Here is a 23,534-nt window from a genome sequence, read left to right as displayed (position 1 = left end):
AAGGAACTATTAAGTGAAAAAACGTATTCTTTTGTTCATTAGTATTTTATGCGCAGGCCTGAGTGTAAATGCATTTGCACAAAATGTTGAAAGCAGCAGTGATAGCACATATCGCTTATCCACGGGTGATGCAATTTCCGTCACTGTGTTCGACGAACCCGAGCTGGGACTAAAAGAAGCACAGATCACTGACGAAGGCACTATTTCGGTTCCCCTTTTGGGCCAAGTAGAAGTACAAGGTAAAACCGTACCTGAGGTAGAGGCCTTGCTAACTAAGTTATTTGGTGATGACTACCTTAAGAAGCCTAGTGTTTCCGTAAGTATTGCTGAATACCGCCCGTTTTATATAAATGGCGAAGTGAAAAAGCCAGGCAGTTACCCGTTTAGAACCAAAATGACGGTACAAATTGCAGTTACCATAGCAGGTGGGTTTACTGAACGTGCATCAAAAAGCAATATTTATTTGTTGAACGAAGCGCAACATAGTGAACGCAAAAAAGTCGATTTAAATGCCCCAGTTACACCGGGCGATGTAATAACCGTGGAAGAAAGCTTTTTCTAAGAACTTGCATTTGGTATTGGTTTAAACGCTTGTACACACGAATTTGCACTATGAGTTTAAAAAACAGTAAAAGATAGATAGCGCTATGCTTAGCGCAATACAAATGGAACAGTGAAAACATGACATCACAACAAGGCTTGAACCCCGCTATAACCAACGATAATGCTGAAGAAACGTTGGATTTAAGCCAATATTGGCGCACCATTAAACGAGCAAAATGGCTAATAGCTGCAGTGACTCTGGTTTGTTTGTTAATTGGTGGTTATATTGCAGCAACAGCAACCCCTATCTATCAAGCTAGTTCAAAAATACTAGCAGACCCCCAGCAACCTAATGCAGCAAGAGATGAACAATATATTGCCTCAGCCTTAGTATTTTTATTCTATGAAACTCAGTATGAAATTTTACAATCTCGCGCTATTGCCGAAACCGTTGTAGATAAACTCAACCTAGTAGAAAAATTCAAAAAACAGCAGCTGGCCAATAAAGGTAAAAAAGACAGTGGATTGTCGGCTACCCTTGCTGAAATAAAACAGGAAATCGCTGCACTTTTTGGAAAAACCAAGAGTAATACACCAACGAGAAAACGTTCTGACCATGATATTAAAGTGATGTTAGCGTCACAAATTCAAGGGGGCTTAAAAGTCAGTGGTGGTAAACAAAGTCAGATTATTAATATTAGTTATCAGTCAGATGACCCTCAACTGGCTACCGATATTATCAACGCTTTAGGTGAAGCCTATATTCAGTTTGGCTTAGAATCTCGCTTAGGTGACGTGAAAAATACCGAAAAATGGTTATCGGAACAATCGTCTGAGCTTAAAGCACAGTTAACCGCTTCTGAAAACAAATTACGTGAATTTAGAATGCAGCAAGGCATAGTAGATACCTCCTTGCAACAGCGAGATGCTAACTCCCGCTTGCAATCATTAAATAACCAATTGATAAGCGCGCAAACTGAACTAAGTACTGCGGAAGAGTTGTATAGGCAAGTGGAAGGTGTGCAACCTGATTCCAAAGCATTTTATTCCCTAGGGCCAGTATTACAAAATAGCACTGCCAGCGGTTTGGTGAAAGAACAAGCCAAATTACAAAGTAAAGTGGATGAATTATTCGAACGTTATAAAGAAAAACACCCTAAAATGATTTCTGCTCGCACCGAGCTAAAAAGTGTACAAGATAGTTTATCTCGTGAAATTGCAAAAATTGTTGAGCGCATCGAAAGTGATTATCGTTTAGCCAGCCAGCAGGTAAGTAATATTCAGCGGTTACTGACCAATGAAAAGGACGAGATTCAATCACTACAAGGTTCAAACTTTACTCTTACCTCATTAGAGCGTGAAGTGGAGAATAACCGTCGTATCTACGAGTCATTTATTAATCGTTTAATGGAGACCAATATTCGCGGCGATTTTACCGCCTCTAACGTACAAGTAATAGATACAGCCACCGTGCCTAGCTCGCCCATTAAACCTAATGTGAAATTAATTATAGCCTTATCGGTATTTATGGGGGTGTTTTTTGGGGTGGTTTTAGCCTTCGTGAAAGAAGCACTACACAATACTTACCGGACACCAGATGCGTTAGAAGATAACCTGAAGATCCCAGCCTTGGGTATTACCATGGCCTTAAAGAAAAAAGATACCCATAGTATTCCAGAAATGGAGTATGCTGAAGACACCCGATCAGTATTTGCTGAGAGCATAAACAGCATACGTACCGGTTTACAGTTTTCGAATATCGATAATCCGCCAAAAACTTTACTGGTTACTTCTGCTTCTGGTTCAGAAGGCAAGTCCACTTTAGCCATGAACTTAGCGGCAGCCTATAGCCAAATTGGTAAAACCTTATTATTGGAAGTGGATTTACGTAAGCCGAGTATTGCAAAGAACCTTAAAATTCAGTCTCGTCATGGTTTAACCGATCTTTTAGCTGGTACAGTAAACTTTGCTGATTGCATTGTTAACCCTACTGATAATAAGCAGTTTAATGTGATGCCTTGTGGCACTATTCCCCACAACCCTATTGAACTCTTGTCTTCGGAAAAGTTTGCCAAAGCATTGCAGTCATTAAAAACCCACTTTGATCACATTATATTAGATGGCCCGCCTACCTTACCGGTAAGTGACGCTTGTATTGTGGGCACAAAAGTAGATGGCGTAATAGTGGCAGTAAGAGCTGAAGAGACCAAAATAAAAGTATCTAAAGAAGCCGTCAAACGCTTACAGAAACTCCATGCAAACGTGATAGGCGCAGTGCTGACAGTAGCCGAACCTCAGAAGATGAGTTACTACGGCGACCACTATTATTCTGGCGAGTATTACGGCACCGTGATTCAGCCGGAAAGCGATAAAAGCTCAGCGGCATAGAGCAAAAAACACCACTGATGATAGATATTCACAGTCATATTTTACCGGGCGTTGATGATGGGGCAAGGACCTTAGCAGAAGCGCTGGACATGTTAAAAATGGCGGTGGACCAAGGGGTGAAAACACAAGTCCTCACCCCACATATAGATTTTGGTCGTTATGAAAATACCAAAGCTGACTTGACCAATCGTTTTACGCAATTTCAGCAACAAGTTGCCGATGCCAATATAGATATTAAATTACGTTTAGGAGCTGAAGTACGCATTGGCACTGAACTGATGCAATTGGTGCAGCAAGATCAAATTCCTTGGCTAGGAACATACCAAGACAAGAGAACATTCTTGTTAGAGTTTCCTCGTATCGAAGTGCCCCACGGAAGTGACAACCTAGTGCGCTGGCTACTGCAAAAAGACATCATTCCGCTTATTGTGCACCCAGAGCGAAACAAAACCTTTTTGAACCATCCTCACAAATTACAAACCTTTACCGGTATGGGTTGCCCACTGCAAATTACCGCCAGCAGTTTAACGGGTAAATTTGGTGACGATGTTAAACAAATGGCATTAGAATTAGTGGAACAAGACAAAGCATTTGCCATTGCGTCTGATTGCCACAACTTGAAGGGACGTTCGCCAGATCTAAAAGCCAGTATCGCTGAATTGCCAGGTATTATTGGCCAAGACAAACTAAATAACTTAGTGGTAAATAACCCTCAATCCCTATTTGAAGAAAACTCGCCAATGATTAAAAAAGTAGAAAGTAAAGATGAATGGCCAACGTTTGATCTTTAACTCGTTCTCAATTAAAGATCATTCAGTGGTTTTTAAAGAATACGATCATGCCTAATTCACCCGAGCCCTCCGCAAGTAAATTTTCTATGATTAAAAGATTAATTAGTCTTTTACTACTGTTGGCTTTTCTAATGATTGCTTTTCAGTTTTTGATTTCATCCATTCTTATAGTGAAACCTGAACAAACAATTAGCCAATGGGAAAACAAAAATCTACCAATCGACATAGAGCAAGCTGAAAGTATCATTTCCCGCTTAAGCCGAGCCGAAAAATTAAGTTTGTTACCATTCAAACTAACTGATAAAAACAAAATCAATGAGCTCTATAGCCGCCTTTATCTAGTTCTAGCAGAGGTGGAGCAGTCCACTGCGAATTTACAGTTGGCTGAGTACTATGCACTAAAAATGACCCATTCAGCCCCTTCACACTATTTAGGCTGGACCTTATTAGCACAATCTAGAATCACTCGCTTAGACTATACATGGGAGGATCAATCTGCTCTATCGAAGTCATTAAGGTTGGGGCCATTCGAGCGAAAAAATCAAATAAGATTAATTCCTATAATTGTAGAACATTGGGAACGTTTAACATCGAAGAATAAATTACTTGCTAATAATATGTTGCGAGCTTCATTGAACGAATTGCACATGTCACGTTCAGTTGCTTTGAATATGCGACAATTCAAAAATACCATTCCATTCAAACAGTTAATTGCAAACTCCAAATTCAAGCAACGCATAATGCGAGTATTAGAACAATGAAGACAAAGATAAGTTCTTGGCTCACCACTAGTGCATTCATATGCTTATTGATAATACATGGGCTATCGCCATGGTTACACGGCGCCGAACTTGCTTGGGAGCACGTTTTAACAACCATACTCATTACTGTTGGTTTATTTTTATTGATTTTGGGGAAACCCACCTTCTTTTCTGAAACGAAAACGTTGCAAAGTCCATTATTTTTTTTGCTGTTGTGGTTGCTGTACTTGAGCATCTATTTGATACCGATTCCCATGGAATTTCTAACTGGTTTAAGCCCCCAAAGCGCAGAATTTTACCAGTTTAATGCAGATACTGACTATGGATACCTTAGTCTATCACCAGCCACATCTGCTGTAGAGTGGTTCGAACTTTCTTCATTAGTGTTATTATTTTTACTTACCTATGTTCTTTTGAAAAGACCGAACCGGTTAAGCAAGCTGGTTTACTGTTTGATAATAGTCGCCACAGCTACCGCAGTGTATTCTCTGGTAAATCATTACACTGGCGGACAATACGAACTTTCGAAGGCCATACCACCTTGGGATTCAAATTGGAACAATGCAATCCGCGGAACATTTAGTTATAAAAATCAATATGCCATTTATTTGTCTATGGTTATCCCATTGGCCTTAGGTTTAGCTTATGATAATTTAAAAAAACGTAAGAGAAGCTGGCGAAATAATCGTTTATCCCTAACGCTAATTTATATTATCTGTTCCCGAATATTCATTTTTCTTTGGCTGGCGCTGTTATTATTTTTTGTATTAACTAAGACTGATTCCAGAGGCGGAAATCTAGTCTTTATGCTAATTATGGGTGCAGTTTCTCTTCGCTATTTGTGTCGGCAGCAGCAGAAAGTAAAAAAACAAAAAGCACTCTTATCTTTATTAGGTATATTTACTTTATTGGGACTTATTTTTGTAAACTCCGCTTCCTTTGAACGATTCGAAAAGTATGGAATTCAGGACAGTCCCCGAGCAAAGCTTCACAAAGTGGCTTTAAACGTTATTGCTGATTTTCCCCTATTTGGCAGTGGCCCTGGTACTTATCCACTAATTCAACATGTATATAAACCCGAGACGTTAGGCAATACAGAAATGTCAAAACGAGCTCATAGCGACTACCTTGAAACATTAGCCACTCAGGGGGTAATAGGCCTGTTACTTTTCAGTATCGCAATCTTACTCATGCTGAAACGAATATTGCTGGGTAACTCTAGCACTCAACCAGGTCTATTAATGGGCTGTCAAGCATCGTTGATAATGTTGTTGTTACACTCAAGCTTTGATTATAACGTTGCGACTTTTTATCTATCTGCGTTATTTTTCACCCTATTAGCCATCGGGTTAAGGTTAGTCGAACCCAACAAATCTAGGAGTCGTTCTAATGCTTAGATCGACTGAGCAAATTGAGCCAAAATCGAGCTTGCTTAGTAAACTACTGCTCACTGATCCTGCAAAGCTACAATCCTTAAGTAAAAATGATGTTGAAGAACTAACTGAATTAGCCATTGAGCATGGTGTAGCAGCATTACTCGTTCAAGTACTGCAACAACGCCAACTAAAAACGCCCTTACTTTCAAGCCTAGCTGACTTTCAGTTGCATCAAGACATGCGTAACCAATTGATAGAACAGCAATATCAGCAAACCTTAATTCAACTTACTAAAGCAGAAATTAACTTCGTCGTACTTAAAGGTTATGCATTAGGCTACACTGTTTACAACAACCCTTCATTACGAACTAAATCTGACGTCGACATTATTATCAATAGCGATAATAAGAATGAGATTGTTGAAGCCTTCGAAACAATGGGCTTTCGAAACCCAAGAGGTTGGAGTCCAACTGCCCTTCTTAATCAATTTTCAATGCGCAAAACCCTAAGCCCAGGACTCAACGTGGATTTTGATATTCATCTTCGACTTAGCAATGAACTAGGGATTGAAAATATTCTCACCTTTGACGAATTGATGGATTCTGCTGACACAAGTACCTTGCAGAATATACCTTTGGTCAGTAAACCTCATGGGTTAATTCATGCCATAGTGCACCTTCTTCATCACCGAAATGTGGGTGATACCGTTAAGTTGATTTGGTTATACGATCTAGTATTGCTTTGTCAAAAGATGTCTCAATTGGAAATTAATGAGTTTCGTAAAAATATCGATGAAAAAGGCTTAGGGACGCTATCGAAGTTTGCCCTCGACTTGGCCAATGTCTATTTTGAGGACGAAAGTATTCAAAACGTTCTAAATAGCCTAGATGGTGCTTCATCGAACCCTGAGTTATTATATTTAACGACAATAGATAGCCGCACACAACAGCTTCAGCGTTCCTTGCAACAACGGAAAAGTTTAGGAGAAAAGTGGTTATTTATAAAGGAAATGGCATTTCCACCAGCACAAGAAATTTATCAAAAATACGGAAAGAAACCGCCCTACCTTCTTCCCTTTTATTACCTTCGTCGTTTGATAGGCGGAGTAATTAAATACCTAGCTAATTAGATATGCCCCGCGAGAATGGTTTATGCCTGATTCCATGGTCTGAAGACCATGCTACAAGGCCGTGAGAATGATTTATGCTTGATTCCATGGCCTAAAGACCATGCTACAACGTGGATGTTGCCACCTGTAGGCGGGTGCTTTAGCCCCGCGAGAATGATTTATACTTACATTCATAGGCTGAAGCCCATGCTACACGCCACCTGTAGGCGGGTGCTTTAGCCCCGCGAGAATGATTTATACATACATTCATGGGCTGAAGCCCATGCTACATAAAATACCACTTAGTATGTTTATGCACTTGTTCACTATCTAACAACTTGGAAATTGGCATCCATTGGTAACTGCCATGTTGCTTATCCAGCGGAAGGTTTTCTAATGGTTTGGTTAACTTCAATTGGTAGGCAATGGCTACATAGTGAGTAGTAAATTCATCCCCAAACACATTATCTTGGTAAAAATGATCATAAGGACCAAGCAGGCTTGCCTGATCCATGGTAAAAGCTTCACCTAACTCTTCTTCGGTCAAACGTTTAAACGCATTGGCCAAAGATTCATCTTTTAGTATTCGCCCGCCAGGTACAAACCAATACCCCTTAGCTGGACGATTTAAGCGCTGGCCAAGCAGCGCTTCATTGTTTTCATTGGTGATCACCAAATCAATAGATACCAGCGGTGTACTGGCAATCACGGTACTAAAGGTGGGTTTGTCTAAAAACATATATTTTCTTATTTAATACTAATCTTACTTTCTAAAGCTATCTTGATTGGCTAAGAACCACTCGTAAGTACTCGCTAACCCTTCTTCTAATGAAATGCTGTACTGCCAGCCTAAGTCTTTTAAGCGTGATACATTCATTAGTTTACGGGGGGCACCATCGGGTTTAGACGCATCAAAGCTAATATCACCTTCAAAGCCGGTTACTTTAGCAACAGTTTCAACTAACTCACGAATAGTGCAATCAACACCGGTTCCCACATTAATGTGACTAAGCATTGGCTGGGTGTTCGCTTCGTAAGTAGCGTTATCAAGTTGCATCACATAAATAGAGGCTGCAGCCATATCATCCACATGCAAAAACTCACGCATTGGCTTACCGCTTCCCCATGCAACTACTTCAGGTTTACCTTCCAACTTCGCTTCATGGAAACGGCGAATAAGGGCTGGAATAACATGAGAATTTTCAGGGTGGAAGTTATCGTTTTCACCGTACAAATTGGTAGGCATAACTGAACGAAAGTTACGACCGTACTGGCGGTTATAAGACTCACACAACTTAATACCAGCGATTTTAGCAATAGCATAAGGTTCGTTAGTAGGCTCAAGGGTACCAGTTAACAGAGCGTCTTCTGACATTGGCTGTTCAGCCAACTTAGGATAAATACATGAAGAGCCTAAGAACAATAAATCTTGTACACCAGCAACATGCGCACTGTTGATGATGTTGCATTGGATCATTAAGTTTTCATAAATGAATTCAGCAGGGTAAGTGTTGTTAGCAATGATCCCACCGACTTTTGCTGCAGCTAAATACACTTGTTCGATGTTTTCTTTAGCAAAAAACTCACTGACTTCTGCTTGGCTAGTCAGATCTAGCTCTTTGCGGGTTTTAGTGACAATTTCCACATCACCTTGTTTTGTCAGCTGACGAACGATGGCAGAACCCACCATGCCTCTGTGGCCTGCAACAAAAACTTTTTTCATGTTGGTTAACGTCCTTTTAAATTTTTAATACTTTTTATAACTTTATTAAGAATATTTGGTTTAGGGATAGAAGATACATAACTCATTGATATAGAACTGAAATTGAGTTCGTCAACATGCTCTTTGTTTTCTATTATTTGGTTAAATAATTTATTGAATAAACGCTCTTTTTCAGACGGCAGGTGATATATCTTCGCTTCTTTATTATATGTATTTAAATTATTGTACCCTCTAGTCAACCAAATCCGAGCAACTCTATTTGCTTTTGCAGCATCAAGGCAACCGCACTTGTTAAGTATAATTGAAAGTATATGCTCTTCAGTAAAATGCATATTTAGTAGTTTTTTTTCCTTCAAAATGAAATCAACTACGTTTTCTAGAATATTATTTATTTCAATTAATTTAATTTTTGATAAGAGATAAAACTCACCTCCATAATATTTAAAATCTTCTTCTTTACATGCAAATAGGTAATCGGATATTTCTTTTAATGACTGTTTTGATTGTCCATTAACCAATCTATTCAATGGGTAATTTATCTCATAGGCCACACAACTTTCCTGCCAATCAACCGTTTCTCTAAAAATACAATCACTATCAACGATTAAAAATTTTTCACTGGAAATGATTGCATTAGAAGTGGTTAAATATTTCATAACATCTAAAGTGAATAAGCACCCTGGAAAAGTATTCGTGAATGATTGTACAAATTGACAATGTTTCTCCTCCAAAACTACGATTTCCACTCCAATTTCATCTAGTAGAGATGAATATTCATTCGGCAAACTTTTGTTTGTAAACAATATAAGTTTTGAGTCATTGTACTTTTTAGCTGACGAAAACATTACGTACATGCACCGATAGTACGTCTCGTATTTGTCCAAAGTTGATTTCAAAGAGGGGGCATTAACTGATTTCCCCTCTACATGATAGAAAACAGTACATATGCAACTACTCATGATTTCGCCCCCTTATCACCTTAGTTTACTACTCTCTAGATACAGAAAGTGAATAACCATGTTCTTTCAACAAGGCATGTTGCTTAGCTTTATCCAAATCACTGCGAACCATTTCAGCACACATTTCTTCTACTGTGATCTCTGGTACCCAGCCAAGCTTTTCTTTGGCTTTTGAAGGGTCGCCTAACAAGGTTTCTACTTCTGCAGGACGGAAATAACGAGGGTCAACCTTAACAATTACATCACCAACGCTAACGCCTGGCGCATCATCACCACTAACGGCTGTTACTGTAGCAACTTCATCTACGCCTTCACCGCTAAATTCAAGGGTAATACCTGCTTCTGCTGCAGACATACGCACGAATTCACGTACTGAAATTTGTTTACCGGTAGCAATAACAAAATCTTCAGGCTTGTCTTGTTGCAACATCATCCATTGCATACGAACGTAGTCTTTTGCATGACCCCAATCACGTAATGCATCCATATTCCCTAGGAACAAACACTTTTCTAAACCTTGGGCAATATTGGCAATAGCACGAGTAATTTTACGGGTTACAAAGGTTTCACCACGGCGCGGAGACTCATGGTTGAACAAAATACCGTTACACGCGTAAATGCCATAAGATTCACGGTAGTTTACTGCTATCCAGTAAGCGTACATTTTAGCCACGGCATAAGGCGAACGCGGGTGGAATGGTGTGGTTTCTTTTTGTGGAATTTCTTGTACTTCACCGTAAAGCTCTGAAGTAGAGGCTTGGTAAAATTTAGTTTTCTTTTCTAACCCTAAGAAGCGAATGGCTTCTAACAGACGTAAGGTACCTAAAGCATCTACATCTGCAGTATATTCTGGAGCTTCAAAAGAAACCGCAACGTGAGACTGTGCGCCTAAGTTGTAGACTTCATCAGGTTCAACTTCACGCATGATACGGATTAAGTTAGACGAATCAGATAAGTCGCCGTAATGTAACTTAAAGTTAGCATTTTCAACATGTGGATCTTCATAAATGTGATCTACACGCTGAGTATTAAACAATGAAGCACGACGTTTAATACCGTGAACTTCATAACCTTTTTCTAATAAGAACTCAGCCAGGTAAGAACCGTCTTGACCTGTAACCCCAGTTACTAATGCGACTTTTTTTGTCATTTTATTTCCCTTACAAAATCCGAATTTGATTCCGTTATTTTTACTAGTTTATTTAAAAAATTATCAATGATGGTATTTTTATCTAAATAAGATAACGCAAACTGACGCGCCACCTTATTGGGCTTATTCGTATCTTTTTGAATAGCGCTTTCGATTGATGCTACAAGTGTATCAGCACTTTCAGGTTCAATACACTCATAGATCCCAGGTTGTTGCTGCTCAATGCGCCCCAACTCTGTATGTTCTTCCGCGGTGACAATAGCATGCCCACCAGCAGACAGAATATTGGTTAATTTTGACGGTAAAACCGCATCAGCTGCGCCTTTTTTCTGAATGACCAAATGAATATCAGCCATTGCCAGCATTTGTGGAACAAGTTCCCATGGTTGTAGCGGTTTAAAATACACATTGCTTAAGTTTTGTTGTAAAGCTAATTGTTTGAGGCTATCAACATTGGCACCAGCCCCAACAAATACAAATTTGATGTGAGGGTGATCTTTTAAACGCCCAGCAGCTTCTAATACGATTTCTAAACCTTGTTTAGCACCTAAATTACCAGCATAGAGAAAAACTTTATCTTCTTTGCTAAATCCCCACTCTTCACGCAATGCAGAGCCATCAGTTTCAGGAGTCACAAAAGATGTATCCGACCAATTAGGAAAATGAATCAACTTATCTTCAGGTACACCTTTGCTTTTAGCGTTCTCTATCATACTAAAAGAAATGGTAGAGATTGCATCAAACCCAGCCATCAACCAACGTTCTATTTTTTTAGCTACACTGGCTGCTTTCCCCTCTCCCATTAATCCAAGTCCAAAGATAGCATCCACTTCATAATCTTGAATATGTAAGACGGTTTTAGTCCCTGTTAATTTGGCATACAACAACGTTAAAGGCGCACAGAATAAAGTAGGTTGAACCAAAATAATCACGTCCGGCTTTTTAAAAAGACGACTAAAAAGGGCCAAACCTGAGCTAAAAGCAAAAGTCGCTAAATGCAGCAGGCGTTTAATGGTTGTGACTTTCTTAGGGACATATAAAGGGCATCGAATGAGTTCTACTTCATTTTTAGTTTCGGTTTGGTATAGAAACTTACGGTAACCATCATGAATTTTCCATTCAGGATAATAGGGCGGCGCCACAACTGCGGTTACACCTATGCCTCGTTCTGCAAACGCTTCACACATTTCACCGTTGTATTTGCCAATTCCGGTTAACTCGGGGGCATAATTTAAACTTTTCAAAAGCAGCTTCAAGCTATATCCCTATTAATTTTCCTAGCAAACTCACGGCAACTCCACGCCTAATGTTTTTCTTATTGTGCTATTTAGAAACCACTATGCAAGTCTCTTACCAGCAAACTAAAATTTACTATTATATTATTTCATTCATTTTAAATTTATAAATTTAATGTAACTTGATTACCTGAGTTTACATTTTTCAACACAAAATAACGCTTCCAATTCCAAGAATCATTGGGAATTAGAAGAGAAACCAAGAATCATTAATTACAGCTTAAGTAAAACTTACGTAGGGATAATATGACTTTTAAGTTAATTGAATATTGTCTCATTAAAAGGCGATTAAGCCAACAATTGCACCACAAATGTTCAATTTAGTTGATAATCACTATATTGCTCTAAAATGGTGATTTCAACTTTCTTTTTATAGCTTTCCATAACACGTTAATTAGCTATTTAGCGTGTTCCTTACTTGTCTCTTTTTAACTGGTTTTGCTGGATAACCTAAGCAAATCATTCCCCTTGGCATATCTTCAAAAACTGAGCTTCGGGCACCAACTAATGCCCCTTCACTAATAGTTATCCCAGGAGCAACAAATACATCCGTTGCTAACCAAACTTCGGGCTCAATCACTATAGGTTTAGCGTAGATATCAAAGGTTTCTACCTCAAAGTCATGGGAACCTGTACAGAGATAGCACTTTTGCGAAACCACAGCATTATTACCAATTGTAATTTCGCCTAGTGTATAAAGCTCTGCTTCATCACCAACCCAGGCATAATCCCCGATAGTTAATTTCCAAGGATAAGTAATTTTAACACTTGGTCTAATGATCACACCTTTTCCAATTTTTGCACCAAATGCTCGAAGCAAAAAATTACGCCATCCATACATAAATTGGGGAGAACATGCAAAAAGAGTGGATTGTATAATCCACCATAGTTGTACTGTAATTGCATTTTTCCCTCTAAAATTTTCAGGGATTTTGAATTTATTTAGATTTTGATAGTTCATATTTTTGTTAATTCTTGAAATATATTTACTAGGTTACTTTCTGCTTTAACTTGTAACTGTTCAAAAGTTAACTTTCTATCATGCTTTATGCTCAAAGAGAAACCTGACTCTTTCATTCTTTTAACAATTTCGTCAGAAAACTTACAAACCAGATTCTCGTTTTCGCTGCAGGAATAACCTTGTAATTTCGATATTGAATCACGCATACACCCTCTCTCACTTCCCATGATGAAAGCACCAGATGCTGCTGCCTCATAAAGAACAAGAGGCTCTGCTTCATTTTTGTAATGGGATGGAAAAATAAAGCAATCTAACGATTGGTAAAACTTCACTTTACTCTCCTCGTATAGCGGCCCTAAATAGCTAATATTATTATATTTTTCACAAGCAGAATTAACTATCACCTGACTTAATTCATCGGCAAAAGGACCGGCAATTTTGGCTATAAAATCCACATTTCTATGTGTTAACTCTTCGCATATATTAATGAATTCTTTGATACCTTTTTCTGCACATAAATTAGCCAAATGTCCAATAACAAGCCTTTTATTTGCTTCTAATTGTTTGTTTTGGATTGATTCTTTTTGAAAAAAAGTAAGATTTGAAACAATCGATATTTGATTGGGTGAGATATTGTAAAGCTTACTTAGTAAATCGGCCATTTTTTGCCCCAAAACAAAGTGTCTAGCATCTTTTCCGATTAACTTATTAAGCTTTTCAAAACTTTCATCAAAATCATTCAAATAATTAAAAGAGTGATGATGAATATAAAATTTACAATTAAATAACTTCCCCAATTTAAGATATAGAATATCAAAATACTTACCTGCCCCCCCATTTATTGCTCTATAGATGGAACGTTTTTTTGAAAATGTCAAAATAATAAAAAGCTCAATTAAGCAATATATAGTATGCAACGATTTAACAACTTTCCATCCACGACTTGGAAATATATGCGCAGCATACGAAGGGACTGTATTGATTACTTTTGGCGCTAAGTTTTGTTTCTTAGCATAATTAAGCATTGCTAAATTGACGTTTGACATTCCATGTACTGGTTTAGGTAAATCTACTAAAAAAATCATTTGCTTTCACTTATAATACGGTCAAATTTTTCCGCCATACTTGGTCTACTTAGATTATTAAATGTCTTTAATGCTGCGTTTGCTAGTCGAATATTAAGTCTTTTATCGTTAGCAACCATATTCATTTTTTCAACTAAAGAATTTAAATTCCCTCTTTCAAAAATCAACCCATTAACTTCATTTTCAACATAACTTGGTTCAGGGCCCATATGTTTGGAAATTTGTCCATGAACGATTACCGGTAGGCCTAAAGACATATAGTGAACTACACTTAAACCTGCATCTCCCCCATAAACTCCAGCGATACACCCCTTAGCAATTTCCTTTTGCCTTTCTTCTGTAAAAACAGCTCCATGAAACTTAACGACACCTTGATATTTTAACTCGAGTTTACGTCTATACTCGTCATTTACTGCACCTATTAGTTCTATTCGTAATTTAGCGAGACGAGTAGCTTCAAGCAAAAACTCCAAGTTACACCCACTCCTAATTCTACCGATATAAAAAATGGATTTTGTATTAAAATCATTAATTGAACTCACTGGGGATACTGATAGAGTATTTTCGCAAACTGTAACTTTTTTATGGAGGATTGAAGGTAATTTTTTTAGAAGTGCGTTTCTTGAGTAATCAGTATAGCAAATATACCCATTTGATAAGGCAATAGTAACACTGTAAATCAAACTAGATAGAATACTATTATTTTTATACCCGCCTTGACCGTGCATAAACAATCTTTTGGGGGAGAATACGTTCACTATTAGCATCAGCCATAAGCTAATAAATTTAAAGTCTGCCACATGGAGTACAATGTCACATTTCGAACGTTCGTAAAATACAGTGCTAGAAAACTTAAACTTGAATAGAAATTTTTTCCACTCTGTTTCGACATGTTTAAACTGCATATTATTTGGGTTATTTTTCCCAAAACTCAAATCTGTTTTTGAAGAGAGAACAGTTACAGAACCATTGTTTAATCGTGCCAATTCGTTAAAAATGGGAACTCTGTAAGATGGTAATATTTCTTGTACAACTAAGATTTTATTCAAGTCACCTTTTGCTTTCACCTAAAATTCCTTCTACCTAAACATTCATCTAATATATGGCTGAAAACATTCATTTCTTTGTTCATACTTTTAGAGTGTTGATACAGTTCAACTCAACGGTACACTCTTTCCTTTATAGCTTTTTATTTTTTAAAATTTACATTAAATTGTCGATTAATTTTTGATTTCTTGGGTTCAGGAAGTTTAGTGGTTTAGTTGTACTGTTTATCGTTTCCAATTTACTTAATAAAATATCGGAATTTTCAGGTAGTGCTATGTAGTTGGCATTCAAATTCTCACAAATTTGCTCCGAAACAGACCCTTTCCGAACTATAACTTTCTTTTTGAATTGCAGGGCTCGCCCTAAAATACCTGAAGATTGGTCGTATTCTGGAGAATAACAAGCCCAAACATAATTTGAGACTTCATACATGCTTATTAATTCTGAATCTGTCACTCTACGGTCAAATACTATACCGCCAGCCAGTTCAAACTGCCTTATTAATTTCGAATCTATAGACTTCCTATCTATTTTACCGCCAGAAATAAATAAGTACTTTTCCCTTAACTCCTTACAATTTATGTAATTGAACATAAAGGTATCGAAACCTTTTTGGCAATCTTGCTTTCCAATTGCACAAATTATTTGTCGATTTTTCGCGTTTTCTGAAAGCTTTCTACTAAATTTTTCCTTTTGATTACAATTACCTAAAGACAGTAAATATTCTAAATCATAAAATTGAAAATCATAAACCCAATCATCACAAACTTCTTTTATTTGCTCACATACATAAAAAGGAACAATAGAGTAAGTAGTAATATATTTGCTTGATTTTAGATACGTAAGTAGCCTTTTCTTAATTTTATGTTTAACACTTTTTGAAATTAAGCATTCTTTAGCTCTAAACACCAAACCTACAGTTTTTAGTTTTAATATTGACCTTAAATTTGATATCAAGAAAAATAAAATCGGTGACTCTTCTAGCATCAAGAACAGAAATGGTTTAACGCTAAAACAACCTTTCCATAGACTACCCCGAATTCCACCCAAATAGGATCCTGTATATTCAATGTATTCTCTCCGATGCCCGGATTCATATTTAGAGTAAAAAATAAAATTTTTCTTATTCTTAATTTCAGTATTTTTGGTTCGCATCTTTAACTCTTAAAATTTCCTTTGTTTGTTGAAAATACAATATAGAAAGTCCAATCCCTAAACCATATATCACTCCAACAAGCCTCACACCTAGAGGATTTGCTGTAAATGTAGCACTAAATATTGCAACATTGATAAGGCAAAAAAACACTATTGTTGTACTGTTTTCCAAATGACCAAATGTAAATTTTTTTCTTATATTTTTAAAGCTTAAAACTAGAGAATATAATGCACAAAAAGGAACCAACCAACCAAACAACAATCCACCACTATAGAGAGAATAGACCCATAAAGAGTGGCCATTGGCCCAATATGTTTGATGACTTAAAAGGTTGATATCTATAACCATCGAAATAGTATTAAAGTAGTCACTATCCCAAACGTAAACAGAACCAACACCTCTTCCTAGCAATGCAGTAGCATTTGTTTCAAATAATAAGTCTAATTGCCCACTATATTCAGCCAAGCGAGTAACCGTAGTTACATCTACCCCTAAAGATTCTCGCTGTGTAAATAATCGCTCTCTCCACTCATTAAATGAATTTTCTCTAAATATCGAAATCGCCGGTATTGAGATAACTAAGACTAAGATTAACGGTTTTAACGTTAAAATGAACTTCTTGAAAAGCTGCAATCTTTCATTAAGTGGTGCTGCTATAATTACAAATAAAATCATGAAAGCAATCGATACTAGAGTCGATCTAGTAACGCTTAGCACTATTAATACCGTACAAACTGAAAGTATAGTAATAGTAAACTTAGACACCTTTTTCATCTCTATAATTTGCGCTATAGCATATCCAATTAAGGTGATGAGTAAAGGGCTTAATATTTGATAGCGCATAGTTGCAATGGGAATTTTCAATATAAATATTGCATAGAGGGCAGTCCACACTACGGATATACAAACTGTCCACAGAATTGGTGTGAGTAAAAAGCCTAAATCCCTACCTTTTAAATACATTTGTAATACAATAAGTATACTAAGGCCAGTTAGAAAATAAGGTAGTATAATCCTTATATAATTACCCATGGGAACTTCATTGAAAACAGCAGTAAAAACCGAACTAATCAAAAACCCCCACCACAAAAATATTATAATAGCAATACTTTTTGGCAACCTTCTAGTTGATTTTAGTTTAACAAAATGAAATAGAAGAAAAGCACCAGAGAGCAATACTACTCCTAGCAAAAGAAATTGAATATTAGATCCTCCTTCCTCTGCTCCTTTAAAATCTAAAGCGAATGGTATTAGATATAAATATATGAAAAATTTTTCTATTTTATACATGTGAAGCTCAATAGTTACGTTTAGAAATCAAACAACGTAAGAAATATTTAATCCCATAGATTAAGTAATTTTGCTTTCTATTTGAAAGAATGACTACTGGGTAGCTATCGTCACTTTTATTTATCCTGAACAATCTATTCGTAGACAGGTAACGCTGCGGAAACTTCCCATAATCGGACGGATCTTTTGAAGGTATTATTCCTAATTTCTTTGCTAAAACACTCAGAATCGACTGATCATGCCTGTGATCTATATTACATTTATCTTTTTTAGTGTATATATCAGTCAGAAGCAATTCATCACAACATAATTCTAAATATTTATTTATGAACTGAACGGATTGTTGAGATTTTTTTATTAAAATAAAAGTTGCGAGTATCTGATTTGTCAATCGGTATTTGTCGGAAGTTGCATTTAGTTTCTCGAATACATAGTGATTTGTCCATTCAAACTCAATTAATGGTGTTTCAAAAAGCATAACATCTTGATTTGATTCTTTCATTTCAGCAATTAAATAATCAATACTATTGATAAAAACAGACCCTGAGTCACAATAAAAAATGTAGTCGCCGTCATTTACTTGTTCCAAAGCTTTTTGAATAAAATAAGGTTTCCAGAGCCAATAACCGAACCCTCTTCCTTGCTCAAAAATCTTTTTGTTAGAATCCAAAAATTCTTTTTCTATATCGGTAGGCGAATACTCAATTACCTTGTCAAACCCACCAAACCACTTAGCAGATAAAGAGTTTTGCCGCTGCTTATTTAAGAATTTTTTATCTGCAAAATTAATAAGTACTTTCATTTTTCTTTTTCTCTATTATAAAGGTACACAAAGCAAGAACACCTAAATTTATAATTCCCAAAACTATTGCCGTAATACTTTCTTTAAATAGATAAATAACTGAATAAACCAAACTGTAACCTAATACTGGTTTAAAATATAAGCGAAATGCCCTAAATGTTTCATAAGTGGGTACAGGTGAAAGATAAAATAAAGTAAGTAAACACGTTGCAGTACTGATAATCGTACTTACCGCAATGCCAATAATCCCATATAGATAACCCAAAATTGACATGGAAGGTAAAAAGACAATTAATTGAAAAAATGAGGCAATCGTAACAAATTTCGGATGACCTATCGCTCTTAAAAAAGCTACTAGAACTGAGATTAATGCACCAATTGACATGCTAATTGATAAAATCTGTAAGAGTAAGACACTTCCTTGCCATTCTTGCCCTAGTATTACAGGAAGTAAATTAGCAAAAAACACCAAACTTGTAGCACTTCCAAAGGCAAAAAGCATCATTAAACAAATACTTCTCGAGAAGTACGTATAAAGCTCACTTTTAGGCTTACTATTCAATCGCGAAAAAGTTGGGAACAGATATTGCCCAAAAGCCATTGATACATCAGAAATACAAAGTTGAGCGACTCTATTGCTCATCTGGTATAACCCCAACTGTTGAACACCTAGTAGTGTGCCAGTTAATAGTTTGTCAGATTGATTTAAAATTAAATTGTTACAATTACCCAACCAAATCCATTTGCTAAAATGAACATATTTTTTGATGTTAAAAACAGGGCTTTTAATTCTAGCAATTGCCCTAGTATCATCGCCAAAAAGAAAATACGAAGATAGTAATTTAATTAATTCAGAAGAAAATAATCCTATAAAAAGGCTAATTACTTCAAAAGAAGAAATTAGAAAGTAAACGGTGAAACAGATATCGGTTAACCCTCCAACAACACCATGAGCGAATATTTTGTTAAAAGAACGTCTTCTTTGAGCCTTATAGAAATTTGGACTATACATTGATTTAGATAGAGCCGAAAAACCAATTAGTATTGCAGACACGATAAAACTACAACTATATTTTTCATCTATTGGGTACAAGTACCCAAAGATAATAAGAAAAAATGCTAAGCACGCTCCACGCAAGGAAAGAGACCACCAAACGCTATCTAAATCTACATTCAAAGGCTCTTTGTCAGACTGAATAATCGCATGAATTAAACCAAATTCAGTAAGTGCTTCAGAGATTGCATAAATTATTAAAAGTAAACCCGCGACTCCCATAAGTTCAGGTCCTAAAAAGCTAGCTGCCATGAAAAACTTAGCTGCCATTAATGATTTAGAAACTGAGTAATTTGCTAACACCCAAAATGGTGAAGATGACTCTAATTTTAGTTTCATTACTTCTCGTTTTAGCTAAAACTTGACTCTAAAGGTTAAGTCTCGAGTTTAATTATTTTGGAACACTTGTATGTGAAGTGCTTAATAAACTGAATTAAAATACACTTTTAATACGCATTCTTGTCATTAAAACTGCGGAACACGGTAAAAATGACAATTTTAAAATCCATCCATAGTGACCAGTTACGAATGTATTCCAGATCGTATTCGATGCGCATTTTCATTTTATCTACTGTGTCAGTTTCACCGCGCCAACCGTTAACTTGTGCCCAGCCAGTTATGCCAGGTTTTACTTTGTGGCGGAGCATGTAGTAGTCTACGAGTTTGCGGTATTCTTCATTGTGTTTTACCGCGTGGGGGCGTGGGCCAATTACCGACATGTCGCCTTTTAGCACATTAATAAATTGCGGTAATTCGTCTAGTGATGTTCTGCGTAAAAATGAACCAACTTTGGTAATGCGGCTGTCACCTTTTTTAGCTTGAACCACATTGTCGGAGTTTTCCGTTACCGTCATAGAGCGGAACTTCCATACCTTGATTTTTTTACCGTTTAGGCCATAACGGTCTTGCTTAAAAATAATTGGCCCTTTGGAAGTGAGTTTTACCGCCGCTGCTATTGCTAACATTGGAATGGCTATTAGGCTAAGAATAGCGGTGGAGAGTAAAATATCTTCTAAGCGTTTAACTATTGCGATACCACCTTGCATAGGGTTGTCGTACACGCTGATGGTTTGTACGCCACCTACATGAGACATTTCACCGTGCATTAGGCAATACATAAATAAATCAGGGACAACGTGTACGTTAGCTGTGGTATCCCCTAATTGATAGAGCATTTCTTGTATGCGATGCTGAGCTTTAATGGGTAAGGCAATATAGATAACGTCGTATAATCCTCGCTTAGCACAGTCAATACCTTTTTCTACGTTACCGTGAAGCAAGTAGTGGTAATCGTCATCTAAGCGATCTGGGGCACGATCATCAAATACTGCAGATAAACGATAACCGGTTTCAGGACTTTTCATCACTTCGTTAGCTAAACGTATGCCTTTTTCAGACAAACCAAAAATGGCAATGCTGCGGGTGTTGTAACCTTTACGGCGCATATTGTGCAGGAACAACTGAAACATAATGCGCCAGCCCACTAAAGCCATAAAGGCCATAGTGAACCAAATAGCTAAAGCAAAACGTGAGTAATCTTCGGCTATTTTAAAGAAAAACAGATAGGCAAGAATCAACAAGCAGGCACACGACCAACACAGAAAAGTGTAAAATACGATTTGTTTAAAAAAGCCGGCACGCCAAGAACGATATAAAGCAAAAGATTCGGCAACTAAGGCAAAACTCACCGAGCCGATAAGAGATAGAGTAAAATAATCTTTTGAATAATTTAAGCCATAGGCCAATACCGCGCAGAATAGAGCAAACTGAATGACTACTACATCAACAAGTCGATAAGCCGCTGCAAACTTGTTGGTATTGTTTTTAACCATACCTCTTTGCATGTTCATTTATCTAGTTCCCTTACTTTTTAAGAAGTTGAATGAGGTTGGAGGTTATCCAAGTCTTCAAAAATAGCCTTACGTACGAAATCCAAATTTTCCTTACCACTAGAGTAAGTGATTTTTTTTACTTTGGTGGTTTGAACCAAAGTGGACAGTTGGCGTATTCTGTCGCTTTCTAGCTTCAATGCCGAGTAGGCATTACCCAATATACTGTTTTGTAACAGCAAGATTAATGCCTGACTTGAATTGATAGTTTCAATTTTACAAGCCTGGGTATTATCGGGGTTATCTATTACAGTTCTATTAAGAATATATATGACTGAAAGTTCTGAAGAATTTTTACTTTCCTCGCTTAATTCGGGCATTTCAATTAAGCGCTTTTCAAAACGATTATGCACTTTTTTCAGTTCTGATACTTCTTTACCGAGTGCATTTTCCACCGAGTCTGGCCACATGCGAGCAATAGGCCAGCTAGGGTAAACTTTTGGTGCACTGCGGGACGTATCATGCGCACCAATTTGATGCATCGCGATCATATCATCAGTTAACCATTCACATCCACCTTGTTTTAACGTTGCACTTAACGTTGATTTTCCGGTGCCGCTATTTGCCACTAATGCAAAGGTTTTTTCCCCGTGTTTTAGTGCATTTGCATGGATACAAGGTACATGTTGAGTTTCCAACCACAAGGCTAATGCTAGGGTTTGGAAATAATGGGAAGACGATGTACCTTCATCCCAATCAATGGTTATTTTATTCGGCTCAATTAAAAAGCGCCCTTTACCTTCGCAATCAACATTAAGTATGTAACTTGATGACGACAATTTATTCGGTTTAGGGTTTTCAGTTATTCCCTGAGTTTGCACAGTTACAAGTTCATTATTAACTTCAGAATCAAATGGGGAACACAAGTAGGGGTAGAGAGTTAGCTCAGAGAGGTATCTCAATCCTTGATCTTTTAATGTCCATATAGGTTGTTGATTAGCCTCAATGCTAATAGCATCAAATGCGAGTTCAACAGCCAATTCAGAGGTGTTAGTCTTGTTACCATTGCAAGTAGCATCAGGTAAAAAACATTCAACGCCATGAAGCGGCGTTGAATAATACTTATCTTGCATTGTGTGACTAATGCCTCTGTTCAATCCATGATTTGAATCTAAGGTAGTAGCTTTAGCAGACTAACGATTAACCTGTAAAAGGATTACGTTTAGTGTGTCCGCCTTGCTCATCAGGAATACTTCCCGCGTAACCTTGAGTTAATTCAGCAAGGTTACCAGGGTTAGTTAATTCTGGTTTAATGTAGGGCTTCTTGCCACTAACTTTATCGTTCACATTTACATTGTTCATGACGTGTCTCCCTAATTATTTAAATCTTAAATTATTTTCTAGCACGTAAACGTGCTGCACCAAACAATAGACCGGTAAGGATCATTGCTGTAGTTGCTGGCTCTGGAACTTTTAAAGTTTCAGTATCAGCAACAAACTTAAGCTCTTCGCCAGCGACGAGGGGAGCTGTATCAAACAATACCGCTAAAGTGAAGAACAAATCGTCATATTCTGAATTCACTTGGTCAGCATAGATTATATCGTCTACTGCAGTTGCTGATGCAAAACCAACACCTACACCAGAATAAGGTGTGTCGATATTGTCAGAGTCGATATCGAATGCAATGAGGCTATCCATACCACTGACAACAAAAGCAAATATACCGCTAGACGCTGATTCGTTTGATAACGTCCACGCACCTAAAACATCGCCTGCTGAATTGGCATTACCACTACTGAAACCTTGCTGGGTTAACGACCAACCTGTACCGTATACGCCACCTGAGAAACCTTCTGCATCTGCAATTGGGTCGCCAGTGCCTAAAATCACATCAGGGAAAGCAGACCAAATAGCCGTTTCAGTAGAACCACCTTCAAAAAAAGCTGTGACTTCTAGGCCCGCCATGTCAGCACCAGTGATATTTGACTCATCGATAATAATGGCTGATTGAGCGCTAAGACTCATTCCCAATAGTGACAAACCTGCAATTATTTTCTTAATCATGTGATGCTCCTTGTATAGTTCGAACAATGAACTTTAAATTCTGTGAATATGCAAATAATGCTATTACTACTATGAAATCAACTGCAAAAGCTATTCCAGAAATAATTTATCCATAAAAATCAGATAGTTAATAATTTAGCATGTTAATGCA

22 protein-coding genes are annotated in these 23,534 nt (G+C 37.2%); 6 read left to right on the top strand and 16 right to left on the bottom strand.

Going from position 1 to position 23,534, the window contains the following annotated elements; all coding sequences use genetic code 11:
- Window positions 1–13: 13 nt before the first annotated feature.
- The 6 genes from AB6T38_RS09720 to AB6T38_RS09695 all read left to right on the top strand — a co-directional run bounded on the left by AB6T38_RS09720 (window position 14) and on the right by AB6T38_RS09695 (window position 6,988).
- Window positions 14–562, top strand: coding sequence for a polysaccharide biosynthesis/export family protein (locus AB6T38_RS09720; protein ID WP_372547133.1), 549 nt, complete (start codon window positions 14–16; stop codon window positions 560–562).
- 119 nt (window positions 563–681) lie between these two features.
- Window positions 682–2,931, top strand: coding sequence for a GumC family protein (locus AB6T38_RS09715; RefSeq protein ID WP_372547132.1), 2,250 nt, complete (start codon window positions 682–684; stop codon window positions 2,929–2,931).
- A gap of 17 nt (window positions 2,932–2,948) precedes the next feature.
- On the top strand, window positions 2,949–3,722 hold the full coding sequence (locus tag AB6T38_RS09710; RefSeq protein WP_372547131.1) for a tyrosine-protein phosphatase: 774 nt from the start codon (window positions 2,949–2,951) through the stop codon (window positions 3,720–3,722).
- A gap of 86 nt (window positions 3,723–3,808) precedes the next feature.
- Window positions 3,809–4,483: a hypothetical protein gene (locus tag AB6T38_RS09705; protein WP_372547130.1), complete on the top strand. Its 675-nt coding sequence runs from the start codon at window positions 3,809–3,811 to the stop codon at window positions 4,481–4,483.
- Window positions 4,480–5,880, top strand: coding sequence for an O-antigen ligase family protein (locus AB6T38_RS09700; RefSeq protein ID WP_372547129.1), 1,401 nt, complete (start codon window positions 4,480–4,482; stop codon window positions 5,878–5,880). The genes AB6T38_RS09705 and AB6T38_RS09700 overlap by 4 nt, the downstream gene beginning before the upstream one ends.
- Window positions 5,873–6,988: a nucleotidyltransferase family protein gene (locus AB6T38_RS09695; protein ID WP_372547128.1), complete on the top strand. Its 1,116-nt coding sequence runs from the start codon at window positions 5,873–5,875 to the stop codon at window positions 6,986–6,988. Before AB6T38_RS09700 ends, AB6T38_RS09695 begins: the two co-directional genes overlap by 8 nt.
- A gap of 265 nt (window positions 6,989–7,253) precedes the next feature.
- On the opposite strand, the gene AB6T38_RS09690 is transcribed toward AB6T38_RS09695, so the two are convergent.
- From AB6T38_RS09690 to AB6T38_RS09615, 16 genes are all read right to left on the bottom strand, one after another.
- Window positions 7,254–7,706 carry a GDP-mannose mannosyl hydrolase gene (locus tag AB6T38_RS09690; protein ID WP_372547127.1) on the bottom strand — a complete coding sequence of 151 codons (453 nt, stop codon included), beginning with the start codon at window positions 7,704–7,706 and terminating at the stop codon, window positions 7,254–7,256.
- A 24-nt stretch (window positions 7,707–7,730) separates the two neighbouring features.
- On the bottom strand, window positions 7,731–8,690 hold the full coding sequence (locus tag AB6T38_RS09685; protein ID WP_372547126.1) for a GDP-L-fucose synthase family protein: 960 nt from the start codon (window positions 8,688–8,690) through the stop codon (window positions 7,731–7,733).
- A 5-nt stretch (window positions 8,691–8,695) separates the two neighbouring features.
- Window positions 8,696–9,535 carry a hypothetical protein gene (locus AB6T38_RS09680; RefSeq protein WP_372547125.1) on the bottom strand — a complete coding sequence of 280 codons (840 nt, stop codon included), beginning with the start codon at window positions 9,533–9,535 and terminating at the stop codon, window positions 8,696–8,698.
- Window positions 9,536–9,677: 142 nt separating this feature from the next.
- Complete coding sequence (gene gmd, locus AB6T38_RS09675; protein WP_372547124.1) at window positions 9,678–10,799, bottom strand: GDP-mannose 4,6-dehydratase; 1,122 nt, start codon at window positions 10,797–10,799, stop codon at window positions 9,678–9,680.
- A complete protein-coding gene (locus tag AB6T38_RS09670) occupies window positions 10,796–12,043 on the bottom strand; it encodes a WcaI family glycosyltransferase (RefSeq protein WP_372547123.1) in 1,248 nt (415 codons plus the stop codon). The genes gmd and AB6T38_RS09670 overlap by 4 nt, the downstream gene beginning before the upstream one ends.
- A 445-nt stretch (window positions 12,044–12,488) precedes the next feature.
- Window positions 12,489–13,055: a putative colanic acid biosynthesis acetyltransferase gene (locus tag AB6T38_RS09665; RefSeq protein ID WP_372547122.1), complete on the bottom strand. Its 567-nt coding sequence runs from the start codon at window positions 13,053–13,055 to the stop codon at window positions 12,489–12,491.
- Complete coding sequence (locus tag AB6T38_RS09660) at window positions 13,052–14,140, bottom strand: glycosyltransferase family 4 protein (RefSeq protein WP_372547121.1); 1,089 nt, start codon at window positions 14,138–14,140, stop codon at window positions 13,052–13,054. Before AB6T38_RS09660 ends, AB6T38_RS09665 begins: the two co-directional genes overlap by 4 nt.
- Window positions 14,137–15,207, bottom strand: coding sequence for a glycosyltransferase (locus AB6T38_RS09655; protein ID WP_372547120.1), 1,071 nt, complete (start codon window positions 15,205–15,207; stop codon window positions 14,137–14,139). The genes AB6T38_RS09660 and AB6T38_RS09655 overlap by 4 nt, the downstream gene beginning before the upstream one ends.
- A gap of 136 nt (window positions 15,208–15,343) precedes the next feature.
- Window positions 15,344–16,342 (bottom strand): hypothetical protein, encoded by a 999-nt coding sequence (locus AB6T38_RS09650; RefSeq protein WP_372547119.1) that lies wholly within the window; start codon window positions 16,340–16,342, stop codon window positions 15,344–15,346.
- Window positions 16,323–17,633 (bottom strand): hypothetical protein, encoded by a 1,311-nt coding sequence (locus AB6T38_RS09645; RefSeq protein WP_372547118.1) that lies wholly within the window; start codon window positions 17,631–17,633, stop codon window positions 16,323–16,325. Before AB6T38_RS09645 ends, AB6T38_RS09650 begins: the two co-directional genes overlap by 20 nt.
- 7 nt (window positions 17,634–17,640) lie before the next feature.
- On the bottom strand, window positions 17,641–18,435 hold the full coding sequence (locus AB6T38_RS09640; protein WP_372547117.1) for a hypothetical protein: 795 nt from the start codon (window positions 18,433–18,435) through the stop codon (window positions 17,641–17,643).
- Window positions 18,419–19,828: an oligosaccharide flippase family protein gene (locus AB6T38_RS09635; protein WP_372547116.1), complete on the bottom strand. Its 1,410-nt coding sequence runs from the start codon at window positions 19,826–19,828 to the stop codon at window positions 18,419–18,421. The genes AB6T38_RS09640 and AB6T38_RS09635 overlap by 17 nt, the downstream gene beginning before the upstream one ends.
- Window positions 19,829–19,935: 107 nt before the next feature.
- Window positions 19,936–21,339 carry an undecaprenyl-phosphate glucose phosphotransferase gene (locus tag AB6T38_RS09630; protein WP_372547115.1) on the bottom strand — a complete coding sequence of 468 codons (1,404 nt, stop codon included), beginning with the start codon at window positions 21,337–21,339 and terminating at the stop codon, window positions 19,936–19,938.
- Window positions 21,340–21,359: 20 nt separating this feature from the next.
- On the bottom strand, window positions 21,360–22,451 hold the full coding sequence (locus AB6T38_RS09625; RefSeq protein WP_372547114.1) for a hypothetical protein: 1,092 nt from the start codon (window positions 22,449–22,451) through the stop codon (window positions 21,360–21,362).
- Between the two features lie 67 nt (window positions 22,452–22,518).
- Complete coding sequence (locus tag AB6T38_RS09620) at window positions 22,519–22,680, bottom strand: lasso RiPP family leader peptide-containing protein (RefSeq protein ID WP_372547113.1); 162 nt, start codon at window positions 22,678–22,680, stop codon at window positions 22,519–22,521.
- A gap of 31 nt (window positions 22,681–22,711) precedes the next feature.
- Window positions 22,712–23,383 carry a PEP-CTERM sorting domain-containing protein gene (locus AB6T38_RS09615; RefSeq protein WP_372547112.1) on the bottom strand — a complete coding sequence of 224 codons (672 nt, stop codon included), beginning with the start codon at window positions 23,381–23,383 and terminating at the stop codon, window positions 22,712–22,714.
- Window positions 23,384–23,534: the final 151 nt, after the last annotated feature.

This window comes from Aliiglaciecola sp. SL4 (assembly GCF_041538045.1).
GTDB lineage: Bacteria > Pseudomonadota > Gammaproteobacteria > Enterobacterales > Alteromonadaceae > Aliiglaciecola.
The sequence above is the reverse complement of the archived record's forward strand: the minus strand, read 5'-3'. Positions and strand labels throughout refer to the sequence as shown.